This is a genomic window from Dokdonia sp. R78006 (assembly GCF_042466145.1).
In the GTDB taxonomy this organism is placed as follows: Bacteria; Bacteroidota; Bacteroidia; order Flavobacteriales; family Flavobacteriaceae; genus Dokdonia.
The window spans coordinates 2,335,739-2,349,691 of record NZ_JAXHBU010000001.1; the positions used below are offsets into that span (position 1 = coordinate 2,335,739).

Consider the following 13,953-nt stretch of genomic DNA (forward strand, 5'->3'; position numbering starts at 1 on the left):
ACGTAGAAAATTCATAAGATGAAGAAAATTTTAATAATAGTAATCATTTTTACTTTAAGCTTTACAAGCTTTGGTCAATCTGTTTCAATTCCGGAAGCAAATATAAATCCGGCACCATTAGAGACCCTTGAGTTGAACGGTACGGGTACTGGTAGCTTTATATTGGCAGAGTCGTCTGGTTTAGAGGTTCCTGCATTGGATCCAGATACAGGATCTCCTAATGTTGTAATTGAAGTTATATTTCAATTGGTTGAATTAACTGACGGAGATACTAGTGCAATTACTGGAACGCTATTAAATTATTTCATTCCGTCTTATGATGCTATTAGTAATGTGTTGACTTTAAGTCAATATGCAACTATTGCAGGTGATGATTTTGGGTCTTTGACTTTTCCAATAACCGTTATTGAAAATTCGAGTCAAGAAGATGCTAATAATGGTTTTCAAACTATCATATCTGCATCGGATAATAATACATTTGCGGGAGGTAGTGCAAGCATATTTACGTACACAGCAGATAATAATTTAAGTCTTATAAAAAGTCAAACAAGTGCTTCTGGTGTTTTAAATGACATTATTACTTATGATATTGTTGTTACAAATTCAGGTAATACAAATCTTACTGATATTGTTGTTACAGATGATAATGCCACTATTATTTCTGGAAATCCTATTGCTGAGTTGGCGCCAGGTGATAGTGTTACCGTTGTAGCAGAACATCAGATTACCCAAGCTGATGTCGATTTAGGGTATATTGAGAATAGTGCTTCTGCCATTGGAAGTAGTCCAATTGGTGTTAATGATGTAATTGATATTTCAGATGCTGGAACAGATGTGAATGGACTAGAAATATTAAATCCAGAAACTATTGAAACTCCAAACGGAGATGGTAGTATAAATAGTGATTTAACAGATGATCCTACGGTTACTGCTATAGAAAGATCAGCTTTAATTGCATTGATTAAAGAAGGAACATTCAACGACGTAAACGGAGATGGTTTCGCGCAAGCGGGAGAAACAGTAACGTATAATTTCACAGTAACAAACATTGGAAACGTAACAATTACAAATATTGTAATTACAGATCCAATGGTAGCTATAACTGGAGGACCTATTGATTTATTAGTAGGTGGTGTTGATACAGATACATTTAGTGCTATCTATACTATTACACAAGCAGACGTTGATGGAGGCGGAGTGACGAATCAAGCACTTGCTACAGGACAGAATCCTGATGGTGTTGATGTAACAGATACTTCAGATGATGATAGTAATCTTGAGGATGATGAAACAATCACAACTTTCCCAACAGATGGTGGAGCGATTGCATTAATCAAGACTGGAACATTTAATGATGTAAACGGAGATGGTTTCGCTCAAGCGGGAGAGACTGTAACGTATAACTTCACAGTAACCAATACTGGAAACGTAACGATTACAAATATTGTAATTACAGATCCAATGGTAGCTGTAACTGGCGGACCTATTGATTTAGTTGCTGGTGCTTCAGATGCTACGACCTTCAGTGCTGTGTATACTATTACACAAGCAGACGTTGATGGAGGCGGAGTAACGAATCAAGCACTTGCTACAGGACAGAATCCTGATGGTGTTGATGTAACAGATACTTCAGATGATGATAGTAATCTTGAGGATGATGAAACAATCACAACTTTCCCAACAGATGGTGGAGCGATTGCATTAATCAAGACTGGAACATTTAATGATGTAAACGGAGATGGTTTCGCTCAAGCGGGAGAGACTGTAACGTATAACTTCACAGTAACAAACACTGGAAATGTAACGATTACAAATATTGTAATTACAGATCCAATGGTAGCTGTAACTGGCGGACCTATTGATTTAGTTGCCGGTGCTTCAGATGCTACGACCTTCAGTGCTGTGTATACTATTACACAAGCAGACGTTGATGGAGGCGGAGTAACGAATCAAGCACTTGCTACAGGACAGAATCCTGATGGCGTTGATGTAACAGATACTTCAGATGATAATAGTAATCTTGAGGATGATGAAACAATCACAACTTTCCCAACAGATGGTGGAGCGATTGCATTAATCAAGACTGGAACATTTAATGATGTAAACGGAGATGGTTTCGCTCAAGCGGGAGAGACTGTAACGTATAACTTCACAGTAACAAACACTGGAAATGTAACGATTACAAATATTGTAATTACAGATCCAATGGTAGCTGTAACTGGCGGACCTATTGATTTAGTTGCTGGTGCTTCAGATGCTACGACCTTCAGTGCTGTGTATACTATTACACAAGCAGACGTTGATGGAGGCGGAGTAACGAATCAAGCACTTGCTACAGGACAGAATCCTGATGGCGTTGATGTAACAGATACTTCTGATGATGATAGTAACCTCGAGGATGATGAAACAATCACAACCTTCCCAACAGATGGTGGAGCGATTGCATTAATCAAGACTGGATCATTCAATGATGTAAACGGAGATGGTTTCGCTCAAGCAGGAGAAACGGTAACGTATAACTTTACAGTAACAAACACTGGAAACGTAACAATTACAAATATTGTAATTACAGATCCAATGGTAGCTGTAACTGGCGGACCTATTGATTTAGTTGCTGGTGCTTCAGATGCTACGACCTTCAGTGCTGTGTATACTATTACACAAGCAGATGTTGATGGAGGTGGAGTAACGAATCAAGCACTTGCTACAGGACAGAATCCTGATGGCGTTGATGTAACAGATACTTCTGATGATGATAGTAACCTCGAGGATGATGAAACAATCACAACCTTCCCAACAGATGGTGGAGCGATTGGATTAATCAAGACTGGATCATTCAATGATGTAAACGGAGATGGTTTCGCTCAAGCAGGAGAAACGGTAACGTATAACTTCACAGTAACAAACACTGGAAACGTAACGATTACAAATATTGTAATTACAGATCCAATGGTAACTGTAATTGGAGGACCTATTGATTTAGTTGCTGGTGCTTTAGATGCTACGACCTTCAGTGCTGTGTACACTATCACACAGGCAGATATTGATGGAGGTGGAGTAACGAATCAAGCACTTGCTACAGGACAGAATCCTGATGGCGTTGATGTAACAGATACTTCAGATGACGATAGTAATCTTGAGGATGATGAAACAATCACAACTTTCCCAACAGATGGTGGAGCGATTGCATTAATCAAGACTGGAACATTTAATGATGTAAACGGAGATGGTTTCGCTCAAGCGGGAGAGACTGTAACGTATAACTTCACAGTAACAAACACTGGAAATGTAACGATTACAAATATTGTAATTACAGATCCAATGGTAGCTGTAACTGGCGGACCTATTGATTTAGTTGCTGGTGCTTCAGATGCTACGACCTTCAGTGCTGTGTATACTATTACACAAGCAGACGTTGATGGAGGTGGAGTAACGAATCAAGCACTTGCTACAGGACAGAATCCTGATGGCGTTGATGTAACAGATACTTCAGATGACAATAGTAATCTTGAGGATGATGAAACAATCACAACCTTCCCAACAGATGGTGGAGCGATTGCATTAATCAAGACCGGAACATTCAATGATGTAAACGGAGATGGTTTCGCACAAGCAGGAGAAACAGTAACGTATAACTTTACAGTAACGAACACTGGAAATGTAACAATTACAAATATTGTGATTACTGATCCAATTGTAGCTGTAATAGGCGGACCTATTGATTTAGTTGCTGGTGCTTCAGATGCTACGACCTTCAGTGCTGTGTATACTATTACACAAGCAGATGTTGATGGAGGTGGAGTAACGAATCAAGCACTTGCTACAGGACAGAATCCTGATGGCGTTGATGTAACAGATACTTCTGATGATGATAGTAACCTCGAGGATGATGAAACAATCACAACCTTCCCAACAGATGGTGGAGCGATTGCATTAATCAAGACTGGATCATTCAATGATGTAAACGGAGATGGTTTCGCTCAAGCAGGAGAAACGGTAACGTATAACTTTACAGTAACAAACACTGGAAACGTAACAATTACAAATATTGTAATTACAGATCCAATGGTAGCTGTAACTGGCGGACCTATTGATTTAGTTGCTGGTGCTTCAGATGCTACGACCTTCAGTGCTGTGTATACTATTACACAAGCAGATGTTGATGGAGGTGGAGTAACGAATCAAGCACTTGCTACAGGACAGAATCCTGATGGCGTTGATGTAACAGATACTTCTGATGATGATAGTAACCTCGAGGATGATGAAACAATCACAACCTTCCCAACAGATGGTGGAGCGATTGGATTAATCAAGACTGGATCATTCAATGATGTAAACGGAGATGGTTTCGCTCAAGCAGGAGAAACGGTAACGTATAACTTCACAGTAACAAACACTGGAAACGTAACGATTACAAATATTGTAATTACAGATCCAATGGTAACTGTAATTGGAGGACCTATTGATTTAGTTGCTGGTGCTTTAGATGCTACGACCTTCAGTGCTGTGTACACTATCACACAGGCAGATATTGATAACGGAGGTGTAACAAACCAAGCACTTGCGACAGGACAGAATCCTGATGGTGTAGATGTGACAGATACTTCTGATGACGATAGTAATCTTGAGGATGATGAAACAATCACAACTTTCCCAACAGATGGTGGAGCGATTGCATTAATCAAGACTGGAACATTTAATGATGTAAACGGAGATGGTTTCGCTCAAGCGGGAGAGACTGTAACGTATAACTTCACAGTAACCAATACTGGAAATGTAACGATTACAAATATTGTAATTACAGATCCAATAGTAGCTGTAACTGGCGGACCAATTGATTTAGTTGCTGGTGCTTTAGATGCTACGACCTTCAGTGCTGTGTACACTATCACACAGGCAGATATTGATAACGGAGGTGTAACAAACCAAGCACTTGCGACAGGACAGAATCCTGATGGTGTTGATGTGACAGATACTTCTGATGATGATAGTAATCTTGAGGATGATGAAACAATCACAACCTTCCCAACAGATGGTGGAGCGATTGCATTAATCAAGACTGGAACATTTAATGATGTAAACGGAGATGGTTTCGCTCAAGCGGGAGAGACTGTAACGTATAACTTCACAGTAACCAATACTGGAAATGTAACGATTACAAATATTGTAATTACAGATCCAATAGTAGCTGTAATAGGCGGACCTATTGATTTAGTTGCTGGTGCTTCAGATGCTACGACCTTCAGTGCTGTGTATACTATTACACAAGCAGACGTTGATGGAGGCGGAGTAACGAATCAAGCACTTGCGACAGGACAGAATCCTGATGGCGTTGATGTAACAGATACTTCAGATGATGATAGTAACCTTGAGGATGATGAAACAATCACAACCTTCCCAACAGATGGTGGAGCGATTGCATTAATCAAGACTGGAACATTTAATGATGTAAACGGAGATGGTTTCGCTCAAGCGGGAGAGACTGTAACGTATAACTTCACAGTAACCAATACTGGAAACGTAACGATTACAAATATTGTAATTACAGATCCAATGGTAACTGTAATTGGCGGACCAATTGATTTAGTTGCCGGTGCTTCAGATGCTACGACCTTCAGTGCTGTGTATACTATTACACAAGCAGACGTTGATGGAGGCGGAGTAACGAATCAAGCACTTGCTACAGGACAGAATCCTGATGGCGTTGATGTAACAGATACTTCAGATGATAATAGTAATCTTGAGGATGATGAAACAATCACAACTTTCCCAACAGATGCTGGATCAATTGCATTGATAAAGACTGGATTTTTTAATGACGAAAGTGGGGATGGATTTGCACAAGTAGGAGAAACGGTAACATATAACTTCACAGTAACAAACACTGGAAATGTAACGATTACAAATATTGTGATTACGGATCCAATGGTAGCTGTAACTGGCGGACCAATTGATTTAGTTGCTGGTGCTTCAGATGCTACAACCTTCAGTGCTGTGTATACTATTACGCAAGCAGACGTTGATGGAGGCGGAGTAACGAATCAAGCACTTGCTACAGGACAGAATCCTGATGGCGTTGATGTAACAGATACTTCAGATGATGATAGTAATCTTGAGGACGACATTACTGTAACAGACTTACCACAAGGAGCTAGCATAAGTTTAATCAAAACAGCTGTATTTAATGATATAGACGGTGACGGATTTGCACAAGTAGGCGAAACAATTACATATAACTTCACTGTGACAAATACAGGAAATGTGACAGTTACAAACATTATCATTGAAGATCCATTAGTGATTGTATCTGGCGGACCTATTGATTTGGAACCAGGTGAAACAGATAGTACTACATTTGTAGCTGTTTATACTATAGTTCAAAGTGATATAGATGAAGGTTTTGTAACTAATCAAGCGATTGCAACAGGACAAGATCCTGATGGTGTTGATGTTGTTGATATTTCTGATGACAATAACAGTGTAGAAGATGATGAAACAGTTACTAATCTTCCGATAGAAAGTTCAATAGCACTTGAAAAGGTAGGAGAGACACTTGATATCAATGGAGATAGTAATATTCAAGATGGCGAAGTGATTCTATATACTTTTACGGTAACTAATACAGGGTTGGTACCGTTAGAAAATATCATTGTAACTGATCCATTAGTAACTGTAGATGGAGGTCCTATATCATTATTACCTGGGGAATCAGACAGTACAACATTTACGGCGACTTATATACTTACTGCTTTTGATATAACAAATGGATTTGTAATAAATCAGGCTATAGTAGATGCGACAGATTCAAATGGAATCGACGTAACAGATTTATCTGATGATCCTAATAACGATGAAAATGTTGATCCTAATATGGATGGTAATCCAGATGATCCAACACGTACTGAGTTTACAGGAGTACTTAATATCTTTGATGTCGAAGTATTTAACGGAGTTTCACCAGACGGTGATGGAGTAAATGACTTCTTTATTATAGAAGGTATAAATGCTTTCCCAGATAATAATGTTCAAATATTTAATAGATGGGGTGTTCAAGTATTTGAGCAAGATGGGTATACTGAGGATGAGGCTACAGGTTTTAAAGGTATCTCAGAAGGAAGAGCTACATTGAATGCAAAAGAGACATTACCGGAAGGAACGTATTATTACCTTATAACTTACCAGACACCAGATGGTCTGAAGAGAAAGAGTGGATATTTATACATTAATCGTTAATATAAATTTATGCTTTCGCGAAAGCGTAATAACAACTAACATAAATAATATTTGAGTTTTTGAAGTTTTAATGCGATTAGGATAAAATAATCAAATTTCTAGATGAAGTGCATCAAGATAATGTGAATCAACTGTGAAATTATAAATTATTCAAATTGAGCTATTTTTACCAAAAAGTCACTTATTGTAGGTGCAACAAATAAAGTTAGAATGAAACAATTACATCTTATAGTCCTATTAGTTATTACGGGTTTGAGTCTTACAGAGGTAAGTGCGCAGCAAGACCCACAGTATACACAATACATGTATAATACTGTAGCTATAAATCCAGCATATGCAGGTAACAGAGGTGTTACTAGCATTGTGGGATTACATAGAAGTCAATGGGTAGGCCTTGAAGGAGCTCCACGTACACAAAGTTTAAGCATTCACTCTCCTATAGGTGAAGGTAAAGTAGGGCTTGGCTTGTCTATTGTAAACGACGCATTAGGACCTGCACAAGAAACTTACATAGGAGCAGATTTTAGTTATACGATTAATACCTCAAATAGTGGTAAACTGAGTTTTGGATTAAAGGCAGGGGGACATGTCCTCGATGTTGATTTCTCAAAGCTTACACTTTTTGATGTTTCTGATCCTCGTTTTTCTCAAAATATAGATAATAAGATTTCACCAGTTATAGGAGCAGGGTTATATTATCACACTGATAAATTTTATGCTGGTTTGAGTGCGCCTAACCTAGTACAAACTGAGCACTTTGATGAAAGTAATAATAGTAACTCTGCTAGTTTTATCTCAAAAGAACGCATACATTATTATGGGATAATGGGATATACCTTTGATATTAATGACCAACTTAAATTTAAGCCTAGTACATTAGTGAAGGTTGTAGCAGGTGCACCATTACAAGTAGATTTAACAGCAAATTTTTTAGTAATGGAAAAATTGCATTTAGGTGCGGCTTACAGGTGGAGCGCTGCATTAAGTGGTCTCGTAGGTTTCCAAGTGTCTGATAGTATGCTTATAGGTCTTGCTTATGATAGAGAGAGTACTGATCTAGGAAATACAGTTTATAACGATGGAAGTTTTGAAGTATTCTTACGTTTTGAACTCTTCAATGAGTATGACAGAATGTTAACCCCAAGATTCTTTTAATAAAACTCTACTATGAAACATATTACTATTATACTCCTTTTGTTTGCTACAATAGTAGGAAACGCACAGGAAGGAAAAATAGAGCGTGGAACTAAGAAATTTAATCAATATGACTTCGTTGATGCACAAGAGATTTACCAAAAAGTAGCAGATAAGGGTTATGAATCTGCAGATTTATACAAAAGATTAGGAGATTCTTATTATCTAAATGCACACTATGATAAGTCTGCGATATATTTTGGCAAGTTAATCCAGAAGTTCCCTGAAGCCGCAGAATCGGAAGCTTACTTTAGATACGCATTGTCCTTAAGGGCTATAAAGGATTACGCATTATCAGACAGAATGATGTCTAGATTCTTTGATCTTAAAGAGGATGATAAACGAGCTGGTCTATTTAAGGAATCACCGGATTACCTTAGAGAGATTGATTATCAAAAAGGGTCTTATGAAGTTTCAAAAACTACGATTAACTCCGGTTATTCAGATTTTGGTCCTATGTTATATAAGGACAAACTTATTTTTGCTTCAAACAGAGATACTGGGTCTTTTATAAAGCGCATTCATAAGTGGAATGGACAGCCTTTCTTAAGCTTATATGAAGTTGACCTAGACAAAGTTGATGTTGCTAATGGAAACAATTATGTAAGTAAATTTAGCCCTTATTTGAATACACAATATCACGAAAGTTCTCCTGTATTTTCTCAAGATGGTAAAACAGTTTACTTTACTCGTAATAACTATAATAATGGGAAGTACAGAGAAGGTAATGATGGTACAAACAAGCTTAAACTTTACAAAGCGTCACTAGTTGACGGTAAATGGACAGATTCGCAGGAGCTTCCATTTAATAGTAATCAATATACAGTTGCTCACCCTGCTTTAAGTTCAGATGGTAAACGTTTATACTTCTCTTCCGACATGCCAGGTACATTTGGATTATCAGATTTATGGTATGTATCAATTAATGAAGATGGAACTTACGGGACACCTGTAAACTTAGGGGGGAACATTAATACAGAGGGTAGAGAGTCATTTCCATTTATTAGTGCTGAAAGTGATCTTTATTTTGCCTCTAATGGCCATCCTGGATTAGGAGGGTTAGACTTATTTGTAACTGCTTTAGGTAAAAATGGAGAAATTGCAGAAATCCTTAATTTAGGAGAACCTGCAAATACTTCAAAAGATGACTTTGGATTTGTAATTAATAGTGAATCTAATATGGGTTTTCTATCATCTAATCGTGGTAATGCGGGTACTAATGATGACATCTACATGCTCAAGCAGATAAGTAAACCTAAGGTCGCCTGTGATATTTTACTTTCTGGAGTGGTTACAGACAAAGACACTGGAGATTATCTTGAAGGTACTACAGTTAGTCTTTATGATACAAATAATAACTTATTTAAATCTGTTGTTACTAGTTCTTCAGCAGCATTTGCATTTATTCCGGATTGTGATAAAATTTTCTTGATAAGAGCAGAGAAAGATGGGTATAACACATCAGAAAAGATGATTACTATACCTAATGAGTCTGGAGAAATTGAAGAGTTATTAGAACTTGAAAAAACTTTGAAACCAGTGGTTCCTGGAGATGATATTGCAAAAATATTAGATCTTAATCCAATTTATTTCAACTTTGATAAGTATGATATACGACCAGACGCAGAGGTAGAGCTTGCTAAGGTGTTGGTGTATATGGAAACTTACCCATCTGTGCGCATAGACGTAAGATCTCACACAGATAGTAGAGGTAGAGATGCATACAACCTTAATTTATCACAAAATAGGAATGTTTCTACTAGAGACTGGCTTATTTCAAAAGGAATAAGTGCCTCAAGATTGACTGGTCAGGGCTACGGAGAGACACGACTTGTTAATGACTGTGGTAATGGTGTACGTTGTAGTAAGGAGCAACATCAATTAAATAGACGTAGTGAATTTATAGTGGTAAGCAATTAGTACTAGAATCTCATATATTAATAATAAGAGCGCCTCAATTGAGGCGCTTTTTTTATGAGTTATTTGTATTTTTACAAAGCTTATGAAAGAAGAATTAGTCATCCTTGTTGATGAAAATGACAATCAAATAGGGCTTATGCCCAAAATGGAAGCTCATGAAAAAGCTGTGTTACACAGAGCTTTTTCAGTGTTTGTTTTTAACAGTAAGAACGAACTTATGTTACAGCAACGAGCATTACATAAATACCACAGTCCCGGACTGTGGACAAATACCTGCTGTAGTCACCAGCGTGAAGGTGAAAGTAATATAGAAGCTGGTATGCGACGTCTACAAGAAGAAATGGGCTTCTCTGTACCTTTAGAAGAGACGATCTCATTTATTTACAAAGCTCCTTTTGATAACGGTCTTACAGAACATGAGCTAGATCATATTCTAATAGGTCATTCTGAACAATCGCCGGCTATCAATGAAGACGAAGTTGCAGCTTGGAAATGGATGGATTTAGAAGATGTGAAAACTGATATCACAAATCATCCAGAACTATATACAGAGTGGTTTAAAATCATTTTTGACAAATTTTATACACACATTAAGCGATGAGAATAACTGCACACAGAAAAGCGCATTTTAATGCCGCTCACAGATTGTATAGAGCAGACTGGGACGACGCAAAGAATATGCAAATATTTGGGAAGTGTAGTAACCCAAATTTTCATGGTCATAATTATGACCTTACGGTTAGTGTAAGTGGAGAAATTGATCCCGAAACAGGATTTCTCATTGACCTTAAGATTTTAAAGGATATTATAAAAGCAGAGGTAGAGGATTATTTAGACCACAAAAACCTTAATCTTGAGGTTCCAGAGTTTAAAACGCTTAATCCTACTGCAGAAAATATTGCTGTTGTTATTCATAAAAAGATTAAAGCGGTTTTAGACCCTAAATTTGATCTAGAGATCACCTTATATGAGACGCCTCGTAACTTTGTAACCTATAAAGGCGAGTAGTTATGGCATTAAAGATAGGAGATAGAGCACCTGGTTTTACACTTAATAATCAGGATAACGTAGCAGTATTAGTAGACGAATTGATAGGGAAAGTGTCTATGGTAATTTATTTCTACCCTAAAAACTTTACACCTGGATGTACAGCTCAGGCTTGTAGCTTTAGAGATCAATACCAAGATTTTACAGATGCAGGAGCAAAAGTATTTGGTATAAGTGCAGATAGTGTAGAAAGCCATAAACGTTTTAAAGCAAAGCATAATTTGCCATTTGACACACTCTCAGATACAAGTAACAAAGTGCGTAAAAAATATGGTGTTAAGAATGAATTATTGGGTCTACTACCTGGTAGAGAAACATTCGTAGTAGATGCAAGTGGAATTATAAGGATGCGTTTCAACAGCATGATGGCTGCAAAACATATACCTAAAGCGCTTGCAGTTATTAAAGGATTGTAAGGAAAAGTATATTTTCGCGAAAGCGTAACCATTACATACCACCACAAAAATAAAAGGGAGATGCTTAGCATCTCCCTTTTTATGTTATATAGATTTTACAAAATCTAGAAATACCTTTTTATGTAAATCCAGATCTAAATCTGGTGAGAGAGAAGCTCTCACGATATAGTCTTTATCGCCCTCCTTAGTAGTTCCTTGCGTAGAGGTTGCAGGAATAGTCCAATAACATCCTTTAAGCTGGCCGTAGCTCACACAAAATTTACTTTCATTAGGAATCTCTGTAATCATTAAATTAATGAGCTTAAGATTGAGAGCTCTTTTGTATTGCTCTCTTTCTAAGTCATTAGCTCCTTTAGTAGGTAAGTCCAGAGAAAATACAGAAGGAGTAAATCCTTGTGCTGCTAGCTCTTCAGACACAAAATTAATTTTTGCACCTGGAAGTTCTTTTTCTATAAAGGTTACAAACTCACGCGTGTTTACATAAGCTGCTGCAATACGATCGTTCATAGAAGGTAACTGTGCGGCTAGTATCTCATATTGTAAATCTGTAGCCTCGTTATCACAAAGCTCAAGGTGAAAAGCGATACTTTTAATGAGGTCTTCTGCTTTATTGTTTACCACGCAATAGCCTGCAGTACATTTACCACCACTTGGAAATTTTGATCCGCTGGCATAAGAAATGGTGCGTACCGTAGATAGTATCTTATCTTCTCCTAAGAAGTGAACATTAGGGCAAAATGTTTGGTCAAGAATAAAAACAGGGTCTATTGCCGTTGCTCCAGTAGGCGTAGTGCGTTTTTTACTAAGCGCCTCTTTTAGTTGTAAAAGATCTGGAACTTCTACTCTTGGGTTCGTTGGTATTTCTGCAATAATATAGGGTACTGCGTCCTCTGCAGCAATTTTTGTGAGTACAGTGTCTATGCTCTGCACCATATCATTATCACCATCTACAGGAAGATCTACTACTTCTATATTATCAAGGCAAGCAGCAACGCGTCTAGCTTGATTATTTGTCCCACCATAACAGTTAGGAGGAACAATAAATTTAATCGCCTTACCAGGATGTGTATTGATAGCATCGTCTACTAATCCCATCATGATAGCATATTGTATAGAAAGTCCGCTAGAAGCTACGAGAGGCTCTGTGTTGGTTCCATTTACTTCTTTGATGAGTTCGTGTACACGTGCTTTATCTTTTGCAACATCACCAGCCGTGTAATCTATAGGAGCATTGTTTACCAATGATTTTAATGCTACCAAAGAATTTGAAGGCGTCATGGCGATAGTTTCCCTTCTGCGCACATGTTGGATATCTGAAACATAGTGCGCGTTCTTCTCCCCATTTATAACGAGCAGACTACCAATATTTTTGTAAACACTTACGTGAAAATCAACGTTGTTTGCTAGAGGTTCTGCCTTTATTTGGTTCTCTTGCGAGAGATAAACAGTACTCCCGTCAAAAGCCGAAATATCTTGTGGGCTGGTCACTTGATTAAGTTCGAAGTGATATCCGTAAACACGTTTTAAGGCTTCTGCATCGAAAATAGCAGGAAGTTTTCCCGTGTAGTTGATTTGTGTTTTTTTACCGTCTAATAAATTCTTTCTCAGCACGGCAAGTACTGGAACGGTAATAGAGTCAAAGCTAATAACACTATCTGCTTCAAGGTCTAGTAATCTCGCAACGCTCCATTCTAGAATACTAGAAAGTGGGTGGCCTAACCTTATGTAATCATAAGCTGTAGGAAGATTTGCTAGCGCAGCAGTAGTTGCATTTTTCTCATTATATAAAGCTTCAAATTCATCTAAAAACTCAGATTTTGCAAGCTTTTCATTATAAATATCCAATCGGTGGGTGGTGAGACCTATCCAGTCGTTGGGCATATTATCGAGTACTTCTTTGATGTAGTGTAACATTTATAAATTTTAAAAGTGTGTCTTCATCACATAAAGACACCTTGAATATTAATTTTTTAAAGGATAATTTTAGACGCTATTATCGGCTATTCCTAACAGTAAATACTCTCAAATAGTACTTATTTCAATTAGTGTAAATGTGGCTAATTACAAGTAATGTAAACCATTAATTTACTTAAAAAATCAAGTAAAGCATGAGCAGATAAAACGATTTTACAAAAGTATGCGA

7 protein-coding genes are annotated in these 13,953 nt (G+C 37.5%); 6 read left to right on the forward strand and 1 reads right to left on the reverse strand.

The features are described from left to right. Positions 1–18: 18 nt before the first annotated feature. The 6 genes from SJY37_RS10420 to SJY37_RS10445 all read left to right on the forward strand — a co-directional run bounded on the left by SJY37_RS10420 (position 19) and on the right by SJY37_RS10445 (position 11,810). Complete coding sequence (locus SJY37_RS10420) at positions 19–7,233, forward strand: gliding motility-associated C-terminal domain-containing protein (RefSeq protein WP_379953048.1); 7,215 nt, start codon at positions 19–21, stop codon at positions 7,231–7,233. A 210-nt stretch (positions 7,234–7,443) separates the two neighbouring features. Continuing rightward, positions 7,444–8,388, forward strand: coding sequence for a type IX secretion system membrane protein PorP/SprF (locus tag SJY37_RS10425; RefSeq protein ID WP_298323886.1), 945 nt, complete (start codon positions 7,444–7,446; stop codon positions 8,386–8,388). 12 nt (positions 8,389–8,400) lie between these two features. Further along, positions 8,401–10,347: an OmpA family protein gene (locus SJY37_RS10430; protein ID WP_298323888.1), complete on the forward strand. Its 1,947-nt coding sequence runs from the start codon at positions 8,401–8,403 to the stop codon at positions 10,345–10,347. 82 nt (positions 10,348–10,429) lie between these two features. After that, a complete protein-coding gene (idi, locus tag SJY37_RS10435) occupies positions 10,430–10,948 on the forward strand; it encodes an isopentenyl-diphosphate Delta-isomerase (protein WP_298323890.1) in 519 nt (172 codons plus the stop codon). Continuing rightward, positions 10,945–11,355, forward strand: coding sequence for a 6-carboxytetrahydropterin synthase (locus SJY37_RS10440; protein ID WP_013749607.1), 411 nt, complete (start codon positions 10,945–10,947; stop codon positions 11,353–11,355). Before idi ends, SJY37_RS10440 begins: the two co-directional genes overlap by 4 nt. Positions 11,356–11,357: 2 nt before the next feature. Beyond that, a complete protein-coding gene (locus SJY37_RS10445; protein WP_298323899.1) occupies positions 11,358–11,810 on the forward strand; it encodes a peroxiredoxin in 453 nt (150 codons plus the stop codon). A gap of 84 nt (positions 11,811–11,894) precedes the next feature. Here SJY37_RS10445 and SJY37_RS10450 read toward each other — a convergent pair whose 3' ends face one another. Further along, a complete protein-coding gene (locus tag SJY37_RS10450) occupies positions 11,895–13,724 on the reverse strand; it encodes a PLP-dependent transferase (RefSeq protein ID WP_298323901.1) in 1,830 nt (609 codons plus the stop codon). Positions 13,725–13,953: the final 229 nt, after the last annotated feature.

Coding starts and splice junctions, on each gene's coding strand:
- SJY37_RS10450 (WP_298323901.1), bottom strand. CDS start 13,724: ATGTTACACTACATCAAAGAAGTACTCGATAATATGCCCAACGACTGG.
- SJY37_RS10425 (WP_298323886.1), top strand. CDS start 7,444: ATGAAACAATTACATCTTATAGTCCTATTAGTTATTACGGGTTTGAGT.
- idi (WP_298323890.1), top strand. CDS start 10,430: ATGAAAGAAGAATTAGTCATCCTTGTTGATGAAAATGACAATCAAATA.
- SJY37_RS10440 (WP_013749607.1), top strand. CDS start 10,945: ATGAGAATAACTGCACACAGAAAAGCGCATTTTAATGCCGCTCACAGA.
- SJY37_RS10430 (WP_298323888.1), top strand. CDS start 8,401: ATGAAACATATTACTATTATACTCCTTTTGTTTGCTACAATAGTAGGA.
- SJY37_RS10445 (WP_298323899.1), top strand. CDS start 11,358: ATGGCATTAAAGATAGGAGATAGAGCACCTGGTTTTACACTTAATAAT.
- SJY37_RS10420 (WP_379953048.1), top strand. CDS start 19: ATGAAGAAAATTTTAATAATAGTAATCATTTTTACTTTAAGCTTTACA.